Raw genomic sequence first — 18,976 nt, 5'->3', positions numbered from 1 at the left:
CACAAAAAAACCACAATTAAGTGGTTTAAATTAAGTATGGTGGAGAGGGAGGGATAGGCTCGCTTACATCCATGTAATCAATCGCTGCGCGACGCTTGCAGCGGCCCATAATGTTCCAGACATTTTGTCGAACCCTGTCGAGGCTTCTCACCCTCCCAATTTAGTATCGGTGTTAAAGTTTAGGCACAAAAAAACCACAATTAAGTGGTTTAAATTAAGTATGGTGGAGAGGGAGGGATTCGAACCCTCGATAGAGCTACAAACTCTATACTCCCTTAGCAGGGGAGCTCCTTCGGCCACTCGGACACCTCTCCAACGCATAACCGGTTGTATTGATGGAGTAAAAAAAGCCACCAATTAAAATATGGTGGAGAGATAGGGATTTGAACCCTAGATGGGCTATAAACCCATGCCGGTTTTCAAGACCGGTGCATTCGACCACTCTGCCATCTCTCCGTGACGCAGAATAATACTTAGGTGATACCGCTGTGTAAATAGCAAAATGACTGTTTGCCTAAAAAACATACGTAAATGAGGTTTTTTTTGTAAATAAGGGGAAATTAAGGCAATTTTTAATAAAATAAATAGGTTGCAGCAAACAATGGGAGCTAAATAAGTGACTTCATTTAGTGGTTGAGTGTTCGCTGCACCGAAAAATAATCATGGTTGGGTGATTATTTATATTGAGCTGCACCGCTAAGTGCTAGTCTTTTACCAATCGTGTTAAGTTTAGCTAACATTCTTGCTTTACGATTAGTTGGTTTAACGGCTACTTGCGCTGCTGCTGTTTGATTTAATGTATTAATTGGTTTCATTATTTTGCTCCGGTTGTATCTGTTGAAATCGCGTGCATTTTGCACGTTGTTTGATTAAAAATACAACGATAAAAATTGAGCCTGAGGGATTAGTTAAACTAATCTGAATTTATTTTATTAATGTGCAATTCAGTAAGTTGTATTACTGTTTTTGCATAGGTATTTAGATGGTGGTTGGTTTAAATCCCTTTAATATTGGGGTTTTTGCTTTTTTAATTTATTTTTATGCATTTTATATAGTGTTTTTTGATTATTTATTCAGATTAAAAAAATTTAATTAAACGTTTGTTATCTCACTCTAAAATACATTGCTGGAAACAAAAGCTTGTCACTACTAATAATTATTAAACCAAGTATCAAAAAACAGAGCCAAAAATCATTGGCATGGCTTAAAAATATCTGTAAAAAACGCAGCTTTTCTTATTGTATATTCACTACTACGGGAAGCTTTGACGATGACTGCGCTCAAATAAGGTTGTTACTGAGTAAATTTCCCAAAGTAGTTGCACTAGGTGGCGATGGTACATTGAACTTGGCGGTTAATGCGCTAATAGGGAGCAGCTGTTCGTTAGCATTATTACCTTGCGGTACAGGTAACGATTTTTCCAGAGGGTTTAATTGCACAGAAGATGATTGGCGAAAGGCATTATTTAATACACCGACAGCCATTGATATAGGAAAAATTAATAGCCGCTATTTTATTAATATTGCAGGGGTAGGATTTGATGCTCATGTGATTAAAACAATTAACGAGAAAGCTAATTTTTCATCTTTTGACTACAGTTGGGCGAGTATTAAAGAGCTATTTTATTATCAAGCTCAGCAGTTACAAGGTACGTTTAATAACGATGCTCGGCAGTATCAAAATTTAATTACTGTATTTGCTAATCATAAGTACTTTGGTGGCGGGCTAAAAATAGCGCCAAAAGCAGATTTAATTGATGGTCAGCTTGAGTGTTATCAAATGCGATCGGGTGGGCTTTTTTATAATGTAATAAGCTTTATTAAGTTATTTTTTAAGCGTCATGAGTATATAAAAAACCTTACCTATAGTCGCTTAAATACAGCTTCCATAAATACTGAAGGGCTATTGATTGAAGCAGATGGTGAGTTGATAGGTAAAACTCCTGCAGTTGTTAGTGTGCATGGACAGGCCTTACTTTTTCATATGCCAATAAAAAAGCGCCTACAGTAAAGTAGGCGCTTTTGCGTTAGTTGCGTTAATAACGCGTCTAACTGGGGACGGAGCCACTTTTAGCTATTGCTCTATTAGCTAAAAAGGCGTTAATTCGTTTTGTTGGGGTAAGCACAATGGCGTTACCTAATAGCACTAAGCTAAACCCTGCAAAGGTATTTGCGTGCCATTCAAACCCTTCAAAAAAACTACTTAGCGTTACTGCTACTAATGGAAATAAAACAATAACGTAGCTGGCTTTTTCAGGGCCAATATTTTTTAGTAGTGCAAAGTAGCAACCAAAAGCGATTACGGTGCCAAATATTGATAAGTAGAGTAATGATAACCAGTAACTCGGTGGCGCGTTTACACTAAATTGCACGTTATTCATTAATACATATAACGCTAAGCCTACGGCGCTATATAACATGCCCCATGCATTACCTTGTAATACACCAATTTGCTTACGAGAATTTCGAACGCTTACCATATTTCCTAATGAAGCCACAAAGGTACCGCCAATGGCAAGTAGTAACCCGACCAATGCACCGTTACTTAAGTCGAACTGCTGTAACTGTGGCCAAAACAGACACGTAATACCTAATACAGCAAGAACAGCTCCTGTATAAATTCGCTTTGAGATTGGTTTACCAAAAAATAGTCGAGTGTTAACTATGTTCATAACCAGCAGCATCGAGAAGGCAATGGAGCTCATGGCTGAGGTTAGGTAATTTTGTGCCCAGTAAAGCATTAAGTAATTTAAACCAAAGTTAAACAGAGCTAATAAAGCAAAAAAGCCATGATCGACTAATGAGAAACGCATGTCGGGTTTTTTGTACGCTACATACAACCACATTAAAAGCGCTGCAATAGCAAAGCGATAAAATAACGATAACTCGACTGCAATATCGCCTAGTTGAAATTCTATGGCTAACCAAGTAGAGCCCCAAATTAAAACGGTTGTAATGTATAACGCTGCACTTTTCATGGTTAGTCCTTAAAGCCCGATTGAATGGCTATTTTAAGACCTATCTGTATACTTACCATATACAGAAAAGTAAAAATGTAACCTATACAGATTTGGTGTGTGATGATAAGACAAAAAAATAGCCAAGGGCACGATTTTTTATATCAACAAGTTATTCAGTTAATTAGGGATATGAGTGCTCAACAAGTTTTACTCCCCGGCGAAAAACTACCATCACTACGTAAAATGGCAGATAACTTAAATATAAGTATTCCCACTGTAAAACAAGCGTATCAAGCACTTGAGGATCAAGGGCTAGTAGAGGCACGCGAAAAATCAGGATACTTTTTAAAAGCTGTTAACGCCGCGCATAACTTACCTAAGCGAGTTGAATTAAGTCGCGAGCCTGTTGTGGTAAATAAACAAGCCTTAATAGAGCAGGTATATAGCGCCATTCATCAAGCGAACGTAGTCCCTTTTGGTATCGCTAACCCTATAGCCGCTGCACCTACCGATAAAGCGCTTGCCAGAAATATGCGCCGCGTAATGACAATTGCCGGCAGTAAAGCCATTAACTATGGGCCAACAGATGGATTTGTGCCGCTGAAAAAGCAACTAGTGCATCGCTATCTAGATTTTGGCATTGGTATTGATATGGACGAGCTTGTGATCACCAATGGTGCACAAGAAGCCATGGCTATTGCACTTAAGTGTGTGACAAAGCCAGGCGATGTAGTTGCCATTGAGACGCCTTGTTATCACGGGATTATCGAGTTAATAGAAAGCCTAGGGCTTAAAGCGCTCGAAATACCACTGTGCCCAGATAATGGCATTTGGTTGAGCGATTTAGAACGTGCTTTAAAGGAGCATGACATAAAAGCATGTTTATTCTCGACTGCAATTAGCAACCCTGTAGGTAGCTTTATGCCAGATAAAAACAGGCAGCAGCTGGTGGAGCTACTTGAAAGTCATGACGTAGTGCTTATTGAAGATGACGTATACGGCGATTTATATTTTACGGCAAAACGAGGCACACCTGCTTTAGCGTACTCTAAAAAAGGATTAGTGATTAGTTGCTCATCTTTTTCTAAAACGGCAGCGCCGAGCTATCGTGTAGGTTGGTTAGTTGCGGGTAAATTTGCAACGCAGGCAAGGCGATATAAAAGAGCACTAAGTTGCTCTGCTTCGTTAATAAACCAATGGACGTTATCTGAGTTTATTGCCAGCGGCGAGTACGACCGAAATTTAAAAGTACTTAGGCAACGCCTGCGCGATAACAAAGAGCGTATGCGATGGTGCTTACAACAAGCTATGCCAAAAAATACACGTATAAGCGATCCAAAAGGAGGTTGCGTAATGTGGATTGATTTAGGAGGCGAATACGATAGCCAAAAGTTATTTTTACTTGCACTTGAAGTGGGTATTAGCATAACCCCAGGGCTTATTTTTTCGGCCTCTAATAAATATAAAAGCTGTGTAAGGTTAAGTTATGGTGTGCAATGGAACGCGCAAATTGAGCAAGCAATAGTTACATTGGGTAAGCTTACTTTATTAGCTAAAAAGTAATACCAATCTGCTTATATATGGGGTCCATTTAACGTTAAGAAAATTACGCTAGAACTAGGCAAAAGTTTTTGTATCTAGTTGTTCTCGGCAATTGCTCCCTGCATTGCTCTACCTCCTGCATCCATGCAGTCGTAAATAAAAAAATTTTAACGACGTTATAGTGCAATTTAATTCGTTAAACTGATCAAAGATTTATGCAGGTTGGTATAAGTCAACGAAATACAAAAAAGCAGCATTTAAGTAAACTTAAGTGCTGCCAAAGGGATGTTAAATAACGTTTGCTGTACTAATTCTGTTTAAAACTAAATAACTGGTAACCTTTAAGCTCTGGCACTTGCATTACTAATTGCTCCTCTTGTTTTGCAATATCAGCAAAGTTTCCACATAAAGAGTTAGCACGTTCTTCAAGTGCGCTTGCATGTAGCTCTACTTTTTCTTCTATTTGTGCACCCATATTTTCCATACGTTGTTCAAAAACATCCATATCACCGCCTGAACCAAGTAACTCAGAACCTAAAGCTACTAAAATACTGCCCATTGATTGCATTACTGCTGATTCAACCGCTGTTTCTATCTGCTGCTCAAATTGTTGTTCAAAGTTTTCGCCAAATTGATTAAAACTTTGTTGGCCCATTACAAATGTACCTTGTTGGTAAAATGTGTTTTCTACTTCGATTTTAATGTCATCCATAAGCTCTGACATATTATCAAGGCCGTCAATATTAAATGCATTGCCCACTTCTTCTAATGCTACTCCGGCAATTTTAACGCCTTCTAGCGCTATATTAGCTACTTCAGGTAATTGTGTGCGTAAACTATCAGAGTACTTGGTTAGCGCTTCGCGCTGCGAATTATTTAGTGCTACAAATTCGCCATTTACAGTTAAGTCACCATGGGTATTAAACTGCATGGTTTTATTGTTGACGGTAAAAATTTCCAATTCGTTTGGCTTAATGCGCACATCATTTTTAAATTCGACGTTACATTCATCATTACTAAATGAAATTGCAGAATCGTTATCGTTATGAGCCATAGCGGCTGGCGTACAAATTAATGCGCTAACTAATAGTAATTTTTTCATGTTTGTTCTCTACTTTTTGTTGATGACGATTAACTAATAACAAGTTTGGTGCCAGTTTTATTTTTTAATATAAAACATATGGTTAACTGTTTTTGTTTGTTTTTTAGTAAATGAAAATAATTAATAAATAACTATTTTTTAGTCAAATTGGCTAACTAATAAAAATTAATAAATTTTATTTATCGATACGATAAAAAACTCTCACTTTCCTCAATTCAAATTTAGCGCTATTTATTCACATTACTGACATGAAGACTATTTACAGTAGTCACGTGGCTTTATTTTGATGTTAATTTGCACAGCATTTTGACGTTAAACATTTTAATTTTACCGACTATTGCGATAATAAAATCCTTGGTTGGTCTCAAACACTTTATGGAGTGGGTTGTGGGTAAGACATTTAGTTACGATGCGCTAGATGACGATTTTGTTGAAGACGAGTACGAAATGCTCGGCCGTAATCAACACGATAAGAACAAGCAAAAGGTTAAAAAGAAGTTGGAAGACTACCTTGAGCAAAAACGCTTGCGTAAAAATCTAGGCGAAGATGATTTAAGCGATTACACCGATTAAATTTCACTAGTATAAATAAAATACCAATTAATATTGAGAGTTTAAATGTGCAGTTATGCGTATGTTTAAGTTTCAGTAGTATTGGCAATAAAGAGGCCTTGCGCCTCTTTATTACTTTTTAAAGCGCACTTTTAGTTTGTGCCAAAGCTTTTTGAATTGTAAGTTCTAGCTTTTCTGGTTTAGTAAAAGGTGCATAACGTTTAATTGGCGTGCCATCTGCAGCAATTAAAAATTTAGTAAAATTCCACTTTATTTTACGTGTTAAAAAACCAGGTAAAGCCGATTTTAAAAAACGAAAGACTGGGTGAGCATGCTTACCGTTTACATCTACTTTGGCCGCCATTAAAAAACTCACACCAAAATTAATTAAACACCCTTGCTCTATTTGTGTAGCGTCGCCGGGTTCTTGCTGACCAAATTGATTACACGGAAACCCTAAAATAACTAAACCTTGGCTAGCATATTTATTATGCAAAGCTTGAAGCGACTCGTATTGGTAGGTAAATCCACATTTACTTGCGGTATTAACAATAAGCACAACCCTACCTTCAAAATCACTAAAGTTAATAGGTTGACCCTGCAAGCTTGTTGCGCTTAATTGATGGAATTTGTGCATATTGGCGTCTTTTTTATTATTGTTATTGGTATTTTAACCTGAGTACAGTATTTCATAAAGTACAAAGAGTGCTCTAATTTAATATTAAAAATAGCCCCATACCGGCAAGTGTTGTGTAATAAATATTATGTGTTTTATAGGCAACAACAATGGCGACTATCGCTGCGCTTAAATAAGGGTTTTGCCAGTTTAAGTTAATGCCATCTTCATTCAAAAACACGATAGGCACCCAAATTGCTGTAAGCACCGCAGGTGCGCTAAAGCTTAAAAATTGCTGCATTTTAGGACCTACTTTAAACGGTAAAGCGCGGTGTAAAAATAAATAACGCGTAAAAAATGTAATGCACGCCATGAGTAAAATAGTTGTCATCATAGCGTTGCTTCCTTTTTAGCGGTTAGCCTTGCTGTGCTGTAACCTGCGGCCATTGCCAGTAGCGCTGAGCAAACAAGCCATAACTCAAATCCTGTACTTTTTAAAAGCGTTGCGCTAACGCCTGCTACAATTACCGTAACGAGTGAGGCCAAATTTTTGATCCCCGGAATAACCAACGCGATAAACGTGGCTGCAATCGCAAAGTCGAGCCCTAAATTAGTTAAGTCGGGCAGCATTGTGCCCGCTACAATGCCAATTAATGTCCAAATATTCCATGCAATATAAAAGCTAAAACCAGCGCTTAATGCGTATATTAAACGTGTTTTTGTTCTATATGCTTTTCGATGATGAGAAAACGCAAACAGCTCGTCGGTTAAAACAAAGCTCACCGGTAAGCGCCAACGCATAGGTTGATCAATGACCTTATGACGCACAGCTAAACCGTATAAAAAGTGCCGAGAGCTAATAATAAATGTTGTGAATAAAATTGTGAGCAATGGTGTGTTTCCCGCCATAAGTTCAATCGCAACAAGCTGTGCAGAGCCTGCAAATACTAATAACGACATTGCTTGGGTTTCAAAGGCGCTAAAACCATTTTGAATCGCTAAAGAGCCGCATAAAATACCCCAAGGAACAACGGCTAAACACAGCGGTAGCATATCTAAAAAGCCTTTTAAAATAGCTTTTTTAACTGGTTGCATGATATTTACTCTGTTGGTGAGTAGAATGGCTCATAAGGATACCTTAATATTATGATGTTAAAGTAGTTAACAAATTAAATAATACTGTTTTTTTAAGGATAGGCACAATGACGACGTTAAAAGTGTGGGATGGGTTTATTAGATGCTTTCATTGGTTTTTGGTTGTAAGTATTGCAGTGCTTTATTTTAGTATTGAAGAGGGCATGATTGAGCTTCATTTTGTTGCTGGCTTTTTTACTTTAGCACTTATAGTAACACGTTTAATTTGGGGTGTTATTGGTAGTAAAACCGCAAGGTTAAGTGCGTTACTGCACTCTCCTAAATCTATTTTTAAGGCATTAAAATCACCAAGCGACTCGCTAGGCCATTCAGCGCCCGGTAGTTGTATGGTGATAGTGTTTTTTATATTAATTATAACGCAACTCGTTAGCGGCCTAATGAGTAGCGATGGCATTTTAACTGACGGGCCGCTTGCTCAATATGTGTCTAGCGATACGATTGATTTTGCCAATTGGCTACATGAGCTGAATTTTGACATTTTACTTTATGCTATTGGCTTGCATGTATTAGCTATTATTGTTTATAGAATAAAAGGCAAACCGCTGGTTAAGGCGATGATCACAGGCTCAAAAGAGTTAAAAGCGGATGACTCTGAGGCTAAAGTAACAAAAGCGTCTTGGCCTGCGTGGTTAGTATTTATATCTTTATTAGTGTTGCTGATATTTACGTGGGCGAAAGAGCCTTTAAGTTTTTTATTAGGCTAAATAAAAAGGCGCTACAAATGAAGTCGCGCCTTTCTTCTGGGGTGTTAATTAGTCTTTAAATTGTTTATGGCAATCTTTACAGCCTTTAGCCCATGCACCAAAAGCTTTACCAATTACAGCCTTATCGCCTGATTGAGCCGCTGCTGCTAACTCATCTGCGTATTGTTGAAACGCAGTTGCTTTTTTCATAAAAGTATTGTTTTCAGACCAAACAGCGGCTAGTGCAGCCGTATCGCCTTTATCAGTACCTTCATAAAATGCTTCCCATGGCATTTTAGATAAAGCAGCGGCATTGTTAGCACGCTTTTTAAATTGCTCTGCGTCAAAAGGTACTTTGCCTTTTAGCATCGCGCCCATGTTACCAATTTGCACCGAGATCATTGAAAATGCAGCTTGGCGGTATTCAATCGCGTCACTTGGCTCTTTAAATGCAGAATTTGCCGATACACTAAGTGCGCATGTAGCTAATGCTATTGTTGCTAATAATTTATTTAATTTCATGTTTGCCCCTTTTAAAGTAATTGTTAATCCTGTTCTATATTAGCTTCTTTGAAAGCTCAAGTTAATATATGTACTTAATAAGTGTTTCTTTAACTAAGCATACAATGATTACCATACCGTTACATCTATTGTTTTTATTGTTAATGACTGTAAATACCTCGTTGTTATTTTGATTGGTGTTGTGTAACGTCTTCCCATCATAAAAATAACTAACAAAGAGAGTTTATGAAAAATAATATTTTTAAAATGTCAGCATTGTCTGCTGCAATAGTGGTATCACTTTCTGGTTGTGGAAGTAGTGATGACGATAATAAAAGTAGCGTACCATTAGTTACTGACGTAGCGCCTAAAGCGAGTGATGTAGCTGTTGTAGATTTAAAACAATGGATCCCTGTTACTGCAGAATTTAAAGCCAGCGATAACGATGGCGATGCACTTACATTTAGCTTCACTGAAAATGGTGAAGAAGTGGTTGCAGAAGATGGCGTATTCACATTTAGTCACGGTACTTTAACTGTACAGGGAACATCATTTACTTATGTTCCAATGACGGATGATGATGTAGTTATTGATTACACTGTAAACGCAAATGGTAAAACGGCTTCTGCGCAAATAAATATTTCAGGAGTTGTTGGTGACCCATTAGCAAATCAACAATGGCACTTAAATAATACAGGCCAGAAAGCATACTCATTAAGCGATGAAATGAAGCAGGGCTTAGCCAATTTATATGTAAATCTATTCGGCGATACCGAAGAAGAGGCGCAAGCAAGTGTTGATGCTAGTTTTGCTAATGCAGAAGCTACAGGTTTGGTTGCTGGTGAAGATATGAATGTAACAGCCGCTTATGCTCAAGGCGTTACAGGTGTTGGTGTAACTGCTGTTGTTGTTGACTCAGGTATGGAAATTCGCCATGAAGATTTAGTAGATAACGTATTACCAAATCGTTCTTTAAACCTTAACGCTGAAGCTCTGGATCGTACAGATCCTACAAGTACATCAAATAATGGTGACCATGGAACAAGTGTTGCCGGCTTAATTGCAGCAAAAGGTTGGAATGGCAAAGGCGGTCTCGGTGTTGCACCTGATGCAGGCTTAATCGGTATGAACTACCTTGGTGGAGAAAAAGTACCACAAACTGATTTACTTGCACATGGCTTCCCTGGTAGTGGTATTAGTACGTCTGAAAGTATTTCAGCGTTTAACCGTAGTTACGGTATTACGTTCCCTGCATTCTTTGGCTATTCAGAACTAGATGAAGCAATTGAATCCTACCCTAACCTGAACCTTCGTGATGGTAAAGGTGCGCTAAATATGAAATCTAGCGGTAACTCATTTGTTGATGGCGACAGAGAGGGCTCGTTTTGTACTGATAATGGTGCAAATGACTTAGGTTTAACTTGTTACAATGGCGCATTTGAGCCAAGCCAAGGGCATCCTTATTACTTGAGTGTTGCTGCAGTAAATGCGAACGGGAAGCATACTAGCTATTCTACAGCGGGTGCTAACGTAATGGTGTCAGCTCCAGCGGGTGAATATGGTCGTTTTGCTCCTGCAATGGTAACTACAGATCAAATGACGTGTATTAATGGCTATTCAGGTTTCAATGGTGGCTCTATTACAGCTTGGGCTGCAGCTTACGGTGAAGAGTTTGCTGCAAGTCAGTATCCATTTAACTACCCAGGCCATGCAGACAATGCGAGCTGTAACTATACTTCAACATTTAATGGTACATCATCTGCTGCGCCAAATGCATCGGGTGTAGTATCGTTGATTCTTTCGGCTAATCCTGATTTAACATGGCGTGATGTTCGACATATCCTAGCATCAACAAGTACTTTAATTGATGCAGATAATACCGCTGTTAAATTAGCAATTGGTGAAGGCGAGTTTGTTGCTCATGATGGTTGGGTTGAAAATGCTGCAGGTTATAACTTCAACAACTTGTACGGTTTTGGTCGTGCAGATGCTGGAGCTGCGGTTTCTATGGCTAAATCTTACGATGTTGCTTTAGGTGAGCAAGTTATTACTCAATGGAGTGGTGTTGGTTCAGCAGTTGCTGAAGATGCGCTTATGCTAGAAATTCCAGATAACAATGCGATGGGCCTTATACAAGAAATTGAAGTGGCTGAAGAGCTAAGCATTGAAGCAATGCAGTTTAAGTTTGATGTAAGTAATGCAGAAATGGGCTTAGGTTTAAGCGATGGTACACAAACTTCAGCCGGTACAGATTTAGCTATTGAAGTTACATCACCAGCGGGTACACGCAGTGTATTACTGTCTTCTAAGCAAGCGATGCTATACCCAGCATACAGTACTTCAACTGGGTTCAGTAGTGGGTATATTTTAAAAGATGCTGTAATGCTTTCAAATGCGTTTTATGGTGAGTCGACTAAGGGTACTTGGACAGTTCGTTTACTTGATACAAGTGCAAATAGTTATGCATTTAGTGATGCTCCGGATAATATTTTTGGTGGTGTAATAACGGGTATTACTAACAATAGCTCAGCGAGTATTTTAGAGGGTGTGTCTTTACGCGCATTCGCTCACGCAGGTCAAGAGTAAGGATTATCAAAATGAAAATAAATAAATTAATTGTATTAAGTACCGCTGCGTGTATTTCTTTAAGCGCTACCGCAAACACAAGCTTTGATGAAAGGCTTCAATTACCAAAAAAACAAGTGTCTAGTGTTAAATATACTAAAGCTGACTTTGGTTCTTATAAGGTAGAGAGAAATTTGCGCCTAGTGCCTTCAAGTGTTGCTGCCGATGAGCATGTAGTTATGAAAAAAGGCGATATGGCAGTTGTAAATGCTGCAAGCACATCTGATTTAGTAACTAAAGGAACTTTAGTTCGCAACGTTTTAACCAATAGCTTAAGTTCTTTATCAGGTAATATTACGGTACTTTTAAAAGATGGTATTACTGCTAGCGATATTGCTGCAGCAGCTGGATTAAAAGTGGTGTCTGTATTTCCTGGTACTAAGATTGCCGTTTTAGCAGTGAATGATGAACAAGATATTTTAGTTGCAGCAGGGCAGTTAAATGCTTCAGGTTATGCTAAAGAAGCTAGAATTGAAGTACTAGAGACGATTTATACTGCGCAATAAGTTATTTTATTAAATAAGCTTATTTAATAAAAACCCCGAGTAACATTAGTTACTCGGGGTTTTTTATGAAAAAAAATTAATCATTTATATCAATATCTGCAAATATCATTCCTCGGCGCATACTTCTGGTAGCCAAAAACACTTCTCCAAGTAGTGAAATAAATGCACAAATGAGTAATGCCATGGCAGCTACAAAACAACAAGCAATGGTCACGCTTAAGTTTATAGATTGGATATGTGATAAAAATAAGAACATAACCACAGCACATACAAGTAATGCGCTTAATACACTTAAACTAAAAGCAATATGTATACATCGAGATCGCTTTAAAAGGGCACGTAGCTCTGTAGCGAGTGATGTATTAAAGTCCTCGTCAGTACTTACTTTTAGTCTGCGTTCTAGCTGACGTGCCCTATCGGTAATACGTGCTAAACGATTAGATAAAACGCCTAAAGTAGCTGCAATACCCGTAATCAAGAATACAGGTGCAACGGCAGTTTGAATTACTTTAGCCATAGTCAAAATGTTTATTACTTCGTTATTCATTCCTACCCTTAATCAGTTGAGCTTAAAAATGACTTATATATTTGTAGAGTACCTGATATCGGCTGACTAAGAAAAGAGGAATTACGTTGATTTACTTTACATAGCTTCACAAACTAAATTACAACACAGATTATTTTTAGGTATATTAAATTACTTAATAAAAAACAAAAAAACAACAAGGACTTTGACTGATGAAACGCAACCCATTCGCACTTGCTGCATTATCGCTCGCTATTTTAAGTGGCTGTAATCAAGCCCCTGAAGAAACCAAAAAAAATAATACGCAAGCTAAAACGGTTCAAGTAGCCCAAGCTACTGCCCCAGTTGCTAAAAAAGTGCCACATGAGATGACTATTCATGGTGACACACGTGTAGATAATTACTATTGGTTACGTGATGACGAACGTAAAGCGCCAGAGGTGATTAACTATTTAGAAGCTGAAAATACATACACAGATGCAATGCTTGCACATACTAAAATGCTGCAAAGTGAATTGTTTGAAGAGCTAAAAGGGCGTATCCAAAAAGACGATGATTCAGTCCCAGTTAAAAACGGTGATTATTTTTACTCAACGCAAACACGTGGCGATAACGAGTACACTACTTACTTACGCAGCAGTGATTTTGCAGGTACGGATCAGCAAGTTATTTTAGACGTAAATGAGCTTGCGAAAGGCCACGATTATTATGCAGTAAGTGGCTTACATGTAAGCCCGAATGGCAATTTAATGGCTTATGGCGAAGATACTGTTAGCCGTCGTATTTATAATATAAAAATAAAAAATTTAACAACCGGTAAATTACTCGAAGATACACTTGAGGGCACCAACGGCGGTATAGTTTGGGCAAACGATAATAAAACCGTTTATTACATTAAAAAAGATTTACAAACTTTATTAGGTTATCAAGTTTATCGTCATACATTAGGTACACCACAAGCTGATGATGAGTTAATTTACGAAGAAACTGATACCAGTTACTACATGGGTATGAGTAAAAGCAAAGATGAGTCAGAAATTTATATTTGGCATAGCAGCACGGCTGCATCAGGCGTATCTGTATTAAGTGCTGATGATACTAAGGCAATGCCTAAACGCTTAATTGAGCGCGAAGCAGGGCTTGAATATGAAATATCTAAATTAGGCAATACTTACTACATTGTAACTAACTTAGATGCTGTAAATTTTCAGCTTATGAAAGTGGATATTGATAAAGCAGGCGACAAAGCAAATTGGCAAAGTGTGATCCCAGCGCGCGATGGAATTAAACTCGAAGGCATTGATTTATTTAATGACTACTTAGTGTACCAAGAGCGCGAAATGGGCCAATCAAAGTTGATTGCGCGTGATTTAAAAACAGGTAAAGAGTTACCACTGAGCTTTAACGATAGCGCTTATACAATTGGTACTTATGGCAATAATGATATAGATAGCAGCACCTTACGTGTTTACTACACAAGCATGACCACTCCAAGCTCATCTTACGATGTAGATTTAGCGACTGGCGATAAAAAACTACTTAAACAGCAAGCTGTATTAGGTGATTTTGATGCTGATAATTACGCCTCAGAGCGTATTTTTGTAACAGCACGTGATGGCATAAAAGTACCGGTAAGCTTAGTTTACCGTAAAGATGCGTTTAAAAAAGATGGTACTAACCCGTTACTACAATATGGCTATGGTTCTTATGGCGCAACCATGGACCCTACTTTTTCAAGCACGCGTTTGAGTTTACTTGACCGTGGCTTTGTATTTGCAATTGCCCATGTACGTGGTTCGCAAATGCTAGGTCGTCCTTGGTACGAAGACGGCAAGCTACTGACTAAAAAGAATACGTTTAATGACTTTGTGGACGTAACTAAAGCATTGGTTTCTCAAAAGTATGGCGCAAAAGATGAAATATTTGCGTTAGGTGGCAGTGCTGGTGGCTTATTAATGGGCGCAGTAGCAAACCAAGCGCCTGAGCTTTATAAAGGCATGGTTGCTGCGGTACCGTTTGTAGATGTAGTAACCACCATGCTAGATGCGAGCATTCCGCTTACAACAAATGAATACGGTGAGTGGGGTAATCCGAACGAAAAAGCGTATTACGATTACATGCTGTCTTACTCGCCATACGACCAAGTATCTAAGCAAGCATATCCAAATATGCTAGTAACGACTGGCCTGCACGATTCACAAGTTCAATACTTTGAGCCTGCAAAATGGGTCGCTAAGCTTCGTGACTACAAAACTGATGACAATAAGTTACTGTTTAAAATAGATATGGAAGCAGGGCACGGTGGTGCATCGGGTCGCTTTAAGCGCCTAGAAGATACCGCGCTAAACTATGCATTTATGCTTGATTTAGCGGGTATTAAAAAGTAGTTAATTTATATATTTAAAATAAATAAAAATGTAAGGTGCTTTTAAGAAAGCACCTTTTTTTGTGGTAAATTAAAGCTAAACATCGTGCCTTTACCAATTTCACTTTGTACGTAAATTTCGCTATCCATCAGTTTTAATAACCCTTTGCAAATAGCCAATCCTAAACCACCTTGCTGTCGCCCTTCTTTATTAGAATTACTTGCTTGGTAGTGTGGGTCAAAAATAGCATTCAGCTCATCTTCTTTTATGCCTACGCCCGTGTCTGATACATGCACAAATAATTGATTATCTTCACTGCGTTTTACATGTACTGCAATGCTGCCGCCGCGAGGGGTGTGCCTAATTGCATTATCAATTAGATTGCTCAGTACTCGCTCTAGCTTAGCGATATCGGCAACTACAGGGAAATCACAAATAGCAGGTTCTACCGACAAGCTAATGCCCTTTTTGTCGACGGCTAAACTAAACTTTGCCATGCAATCGTAAATGAGTTCACCTAAATTAAAGGTTTCTTTATTTATACTTATTTCACCATTTTCTAAGTGAGCAAGCTCAAATATTTGTTCTATGAGTAACTTTAATTGCCCACAATTATTAAGCGATACCTGTAAGTACTCTTGCTGCTCTTGTTTACTTAGTTGCTCACCCGACTGATTTAAAACTTCTAAGAAACCTTGCAGTGAAGCAAGTGGGGTACGTAGGTCGTGCGATAAGTGAGTGAGTAACTCTTTGCGTTGTTTATCGCTTTGCTCAAGTGCTTTAAACTGCTCATTAATACGGGTAAGCATGGCTTGAATACTTCGCCCTAAGCTATGCACTTCGTTACTTTTTTGCGTTGAGTAGTTACTTAGCTTGGTGTCTGTAAGGCTGTAGTTGGCGGCTTCAATATTACTAACATCACGGGCCAATCGTTGAATAGGGTTGGTAAAAAAACGCAGTAAAATGAGCATTGCAATGAGTAAAAATGCAAGTGCAGATCCAAGCCATAAAGCAGCTAGCCATAGCTTGTCATTATTTTTAATTGTGTTTAAAGATGTGTCGTAAGCTTCGCCCCCAATAATTACATATAAATATCCTTGTAACTTATTTTGATTAAATACTGGGGCGGCTGAAAATATTTTTTGTTGCTCTTTATTACGAGGGTTATCACCATAAATAGGTGCAGCGCTTGGGTCGTTAATCAGCTTTTTTAAGGGTGCTAAATTAATATGGGTGCGTTTAACTTTGCCTGGCTCTGCTGAGTAAGTGAGGATTTTACCGGTTTCGTCTACAAAATAAAATTCAAACGCTGGGCCTAATAACATTAAGGTATGAAAGAGGTTTTCGAGTGCTTTATAGTCGTAAACCCCTTCTTTTATCAATGGGTTATCTTGTACTAAATGCTCCGCTAACGCTAAATGTAGGTTTTGTTCGGCGTGGTGTTTTGAAGTCAATTCTAGTTGCTTGCTCCAGCCGTAAACAAGTGCGCAAATAAAACAAAAAATCACCACTAGCGATACTGCTAATTTTTGGTACAAAGATAATTTCATAATAGGTGTCTTAATTTAGTTGGCTTGGGTTGAGTTTGTAACCAACACCCCAAACTGTTTCGATGATAGGCGCTTGTTGGTGTTCTTCTAGCTTGGCACGTAAACGGTTTATGTGTGAATTAACGGTATGCTCATAGCCACTATGCTGGTAACCCCATACTTTATCGAGTAATTGCTGACGACTAAAAACATGATTAGGATGACGCGCAAAGTAAACAAGTAAATCAAATTCGGTGGCGGTAAGGTTGAGTGCTCGTTCGCCTAAATACACTTGGTGCGAGCTAAATTCTATGTTGAGTGAGCCTACATTTAGTGTTTGTTCGCTATCAATAGGGGAGTTGTCGTTGTTTTGGCCTTCGAGTAGTTGTGCTCTGTGGCGTAATTGGGTTTTTACTCTAGCTTGTAATTCGCGTGCAAAAAAGGGTTTACAAATATAATCATCGGCGCCCATTTCAAGGCCAATAACTCTGTCCATATCGCTACTCAGCGCGGTGAGTAAAATTACTGAGGTAGTTGGGTAATGCTCTTTTATTTTTCGGCATAAACTCAAACCATCCATTTGTGGTAAGTTTATATCGAGTAAAATAAGTCCGTAGGGATGCTTAGCTATTTTTTTTAAGGCTAGTTCTGCGCTCACAACATGATCAACATGTAAGTTAAGCGACGTTAGCTGCGTGGTAATTAACTTACCTATTTCTCTGTCATCTTCTACTACTAATATTTTGTCGTGACGCATGTATTACCTCGTAAAAAGGGGGGCATCCATGCTCCCTTACTTCCCCATTACAAGCTGTTTTACTGTGTACGAGTGATCACGATTTTCGATACTGGATTATCAAATTTCAGTTCAGCACCAAGTGCTGAGGTTGATAAGCCATCTTGATTAGACACAATACCTGGATGCATTGTGATAATATCGGCAATATCGTCGCGTGTTTCGTTAAATCCTTCGCCGCCAGCAGCGGGTCCCGGTACAGTTTCAGCTGTTTCTGTATTTGCTTCCGTACCTGCATCGTAAGCAGCGGTTGTTCTTGATATTGAACTGCCTACCTCTAATGCTGATACATCTACAGAACTAAGACCGGTAAAAGCGTCATTTGTATTCCCAAGCATTGCAGCAAAAGATAAATTAAGAACATCTTGTGCATCTACAGAGATCGTTACAGAGGTTGTTTCACCAGGACCAATGCCGCCTTCAGCTGATACTGAAGCAAGTGCACTTTCGTCACCAAGGTACTCTTCGTTAGCGCCGCTTTCTGCAATCATTTCTAAGCCAACAGAGGCTGACTCACCAAACTGCCATGGCGGGGTATCATCAAACGCAATAACAGATAATGGCGATAGGGGCTGACCGGCTGTTAGGTTACTAAAGGTAATAGTAAACTCATAAACTACTGGTTCTGGTTCAACAACAACGACTGGTTCTTGCTCTTCAATAGGGTCGTTATTATCATTGTCGCTACATGCTGCTAACGAGCCGGCTAGTATTAAAATAAGCGCACTTTTTTTAAAGTTAGAAAGAGATGACATAATTAACTCTCCTATTTAACCGTCACAGTTAATTTTGCTACAGGGTTTAACCATCTGTGTACAGTGTTATTTAAATCACTATTGCCACCTTCTAGATCGTCATCGCCTAAACTACCAGGGTGAATGTGCACCATGGTGTTTGTATCGCCCATTGTGATACCTGTGCCCGCAGTACCTGCATCAGCACCTGGTGCTGCTGGAATACCTAAAACACCCGGTGCGCCAGAGCCCTCTACTACAAGTTCGTTATTTGCTTCTGTGCCTGCATCATAGCCATTTAGGTAAACAGTATAAGTACCTGCTTCTGAAGGAACTTTCCAGCTATCAAGACCTACAAAGCCATCATTTGTTGGAAGTAGCATAGCGGTTACAGATAGGTATTCGTTGCCATCGGTCGTTGTTAATTCTGCTGTTGCTGACGCTGCTGGGGCTAATAAACCAGCAGCTGGGTTTTCTGCAATATCGCTACTTGATGCTGATGCCTGAGTAACAAGTGCTGAAATATCGCCGCCCTCAGCCATTGCTTGCAATGCAGAAGAGGCTTCGGTCGCTACTTCAAATAATTTGTCTTCGCTATCGTGCGCTGTTATTAGTACCGGCGTAAAGTAAAGACCTTTAGTAAGGTTTGTAATTTTAACGTCTAGCTCTGCTGCCATAGTTGATTGGCTAGCTACTGTTAAAAGGGTTGCAATTGTAAATGCTGAAGCTTTCATTATTATTTCCTGTAAGTGATGATTCGAGTTAAGTATTGAATAATCGTCTC

General features: G+C 38.8%; 19 protein-coding genes and 2 tRNA genes. 7 read left to right on the top strand and 14 right to left on the bottom strand.

The genetic code is table 11. The features are described 5' to 3' along the window. Positions 1-221: 221 nt before the first annotated feature. The 3 genes from V6260_RS14960 to V6260_RS14950 form a co-directional block, all read right to left on the bottom strand. Positions 222-314: transfer RNA gene (locus V6260_RS14960), tRNA-Ser, on the bottom strand. 51 nt (positions 315-365) lie between these two features. Further along, positions 366-456, bottom strand: a tRNA-Ser gene (locus V6260_RS14955). A 218-nt stretch (positions 457-674) separates the two neighbouring features. Continuing rightward, positions 675-815: a hypothetical protein gene (locus V6260_RS14950; protein WP_004335040.1), complete on the bottom strand. Its 141-nt coding sequence runs from the start codon at positions 813-815 to the stop codon at positions 675-677. A gap of 325 nt (positions 816-1,140) precedes the next feature. Between V6260_RS14950 and V6260_RS14945 the strand changes: the two genes are divergently transcribed. Beyond that, the gene (locus V6260_RS14945) at positions 1,141-2,010 is read left to right on the top strand and encodes a diacylglycerol/lipid kinase family protein (RefSeq protein WP_341594936.1); all 870 of its coding nucleotides are present in this window, start codon (positions 1,141-1,143) and stop codon (positions 2,008-2,010) included. A 37-nt stretch (positions 2,011-2,047) separates the two neighbouring features. Here the strand turns inward: V6260_RS14945 and V6260_RS14940 are convergent, their stop codons facing one another. Continuing rightward, complete coding sequence (locus V6260_RS14940; RefSeq protein ID WP_341594935.1) at positions 2,048-2,977, bottom strand: DMT family transporter; 930 nt, start codon at positions 2,975-2,977, stop codon at positions 2,048-2,050. 102 nt (positions 2,978-3,079) lie between these two features. Between V6260_RS14940 and V6260_RS14935 the strand changes: the two genes are divergently transcribed. Next, on the top strand, positions 3,080-4,522 hold the full coding sequence (locus V6260_RS14935) for a PLP-dependent aminotransferase family protein (protein WP_341594934.1): 1,443 nt from the start codon (positions 3,080-3,082) through the stop codon (positions 4,520-4,522). Between the two features lie 286 nt (positions 4,523-4,808). Here V6260_RS14935 and V6260_RS14930 read toward each other — a convergent pair whose 3' ends face one another. Beyond that, positions 4,809-5,603, bottom strand: a complete 795-nt coding sequence (locus tag V6260_RS14930; protein WP_341594933.1) for a YggN family protein — start codon at positions 5,601-5,603, stop codon at positions 4,809-4,811. A gap of 387 nt (positions 5,604-5,990) precedes the next feature. Between V6260_RS14930 and V6260_RS14925 the strand changes: the two genes are divergently transcribed. Beyond that, positions 5,991-6,176 (top strand): PA3496 family putative envelope integrity protein, encoded by a 186-nt coding sequence (locus V6260_RS14925; RefSeq protein ID WP_007579801.1) that lies wholly within the window; start codon positions 5,991-5,993, stop codon positions 6,174-6,176. 118 nt (positions 6,177-6,294) lie between these two features. On the opposite strand, the gene V6260_RS14920 is transcribed toward V6260_RS14925, so the two are convergent. The 3 genes from V6260_RS14920 to V6260_RS14910 form a co-directional block, all read right to left on the bottom strand. Further along, complete coding sequence (locus V6260_RS14920; protein WP_341594932.1) at positions 6,295-6,792, bottom strand: glutathione peroxidase; 498 nt, start codon at positions 6,790-6,792, stop codon at positions 6,295-6,297. Positions 6,793-6,865: 73 nt separating this feature from the next. After that, complete coding sequence (locus tag V6260_RS14915; RefSeq protein WP_149594362.1) at positions 6,866-7,165, bottom strand: AzlD domain-containing protein; 300 nt, start codon at positions 7,163-7,165, stop codon at positions 6,866-6,868. Continuing rightward, complete coding sequence (locus V6260_RS14910; protein WP_004335013.1) at positions 7,162-7,866, bottom strand: AzlC family ABC transporter permease; 705 nt, start codon at positions 7,864-7,866, stop codon at positions 7,162-7,164. The genes V6260_RS14915 and V6260_RS14910 overlap by 4 nt, the downstream gene beginning before the upstream one ends. Positions 7,867-7,973: 107 nt before the next feature. Between V6260_RS14910 and V6260_RS14905 the strand changes: the two genes are divergently transcribed. After that, positions 7,974-8,630 carry a cytochrome b/b6 domain-containing protein gene (locus V6260_RS14905; RefSeq protein ID WP_341594931.1) on the top strand — a complete coding sequence of 219 codons (657 nt, stop codon included), beginning with the start codon at positions 7,974-7,976 and terminating at the stop codon, positions 8,628-8,630. Positions 8,631-8,678: 48 nt separating this feature from the next. Here V6260_RS14905 and V6260_RS14900 read toward each other — a convergent pair whose 3' ends face one another. Continuing rightward, on the bottom strand, positions 8,679-9,131 hold the full coding sequence (locus tag V6260_RS14900; RefSeq protein WP_341594930.1) for a cytochrome c: 453 nt from the start codon (positions 9,129-9,131) through the stop codon (positions 8,679-8,681). Between the two features lie 225 nt (positions 9,132-9,356). On the opposite strand from V6260_RS14900, the gene V6260_RS14895 reads away from it, so the two are divergent. Together V6260_RS14895 and V6260_RS14890 are read left to right on the top strand one after the other, a co-directional pair. Further along, positions 9,357-11,696 (top strand): S8 family serine peptidase, encoded by a 2,340-nt coding sequence (locus tag V6260_RS14895; protein WP_341594929.1) that lies wholly within the window; start codon positions 9,357-9,359, stop codon positions 11,694-11,696. Between the two features lie 11 nt (positions 11,697-11,707). Next, a complete protein-coding gene (locus V6260_RS14890) occupies positions 11,708-12,241 on the top strand; it encodes a hypothetical protein (RefSeq protein ID WP_211001256.1) in 534 nt (177 codons plus the stop codon). 76 nt (positions 12,242-12,317) lie between these two features. On the opposite strand, the gene V6260_RS14885 is transcribed toward V6260_RS14890, so the two are convergent. Further along, positions 12,318-12,788, bottom strand: a complete 471-nt coding sequence (locus V6260_RS14885; RefSeq protein ID WP_341594928.1) for a DUF2721 domain-containing protein — start codon at positions 12,786-12,788, stop codon at positions 12,318-12,320. 191 nt (positions 12,789-12,979) lie between these two features. Between V6260_RS14885 and V6260_RS14880 the strand changes: the two genes are divergently transcribed. Further along, positions 12,980-15,154, top strand: coding sequence for a S9 family peptidase (locus V6260_RS14880; protein WP_341594927.1), 2,175 nt, complete (start codon positions 12,980-12,982; stop codon positions 15,152-15,154). A 41-nt stretch (positions 15,155-15,195) separates the two neighbouring features. Here the strand turns inward: V6260_RS14880 and V6260_RS14875 are convergent, their stop codons facing one another. The 4 genes from V6260_RS14875 to V6260_RS14860 are packed head-to-tail and all read right to left on the bottom strand — an operon-like array spanning position 15,196 to position 18,926. Next, on the bottom strand, positions 15,196-16,683 hold the full coding sequence (locus V6260_RS14875) for a HAMP domain-containing sensor histidine kinase (protein ID WP_341594926.1): 1,488 nt from the start codon (positions 16,681-16,683) through the stop codon (positions 15,196-15,198). Between the two features lie 10 nt (positions 16,684-16,693). After that, on the bottom strand, positions 16,694-17,419 hold the full coding sequence (locus V6260_RS14870; RefSeq protein ID WP_341594925.1) for a response regulator transcription factor: 726 nt from the start codon (positions 17,417-17,419) through the stop codon (positions 16,694-16,696). Between the two features lie 59 nt (positions 17,420-17,478). Beyond that, entirely contained in the window at positions 17,479-18,213 is a 735-nt protein-coding gene (locus V6260_RS14865) for a spondin domain-containing protein (protein WP_341594924.1), read from the bottom strand. Between the two features lie 11 nt (positions 18,214-18,224). Further along, on the bottom strand, positions 18,225-18,926 hold the full coding sequence (locus tag V6260_RS14860; RefSeq protein ID WP_341594923.1) for a spondin domain-containing protein: 702 nt from the start codon (positions 18,924-18,926) through the stop codon (positions 18,225-18,227). Positions 18,927-18,976: the final 50 nt, after the last annotated feature.

The organism is Pseudoalteromonas aliena (assembly GCF_038155085.1).
GTDB lineage: Bacteria > Pseudomonadota > Gammaproteobacteria > Enterobacterales > Alteromonadaceae > Pseudoalteromonas > Pseudoalteromonas aliena_A.
This window is presented reverse-complemented; position numbering and strand designations above follow the sequence as displayed.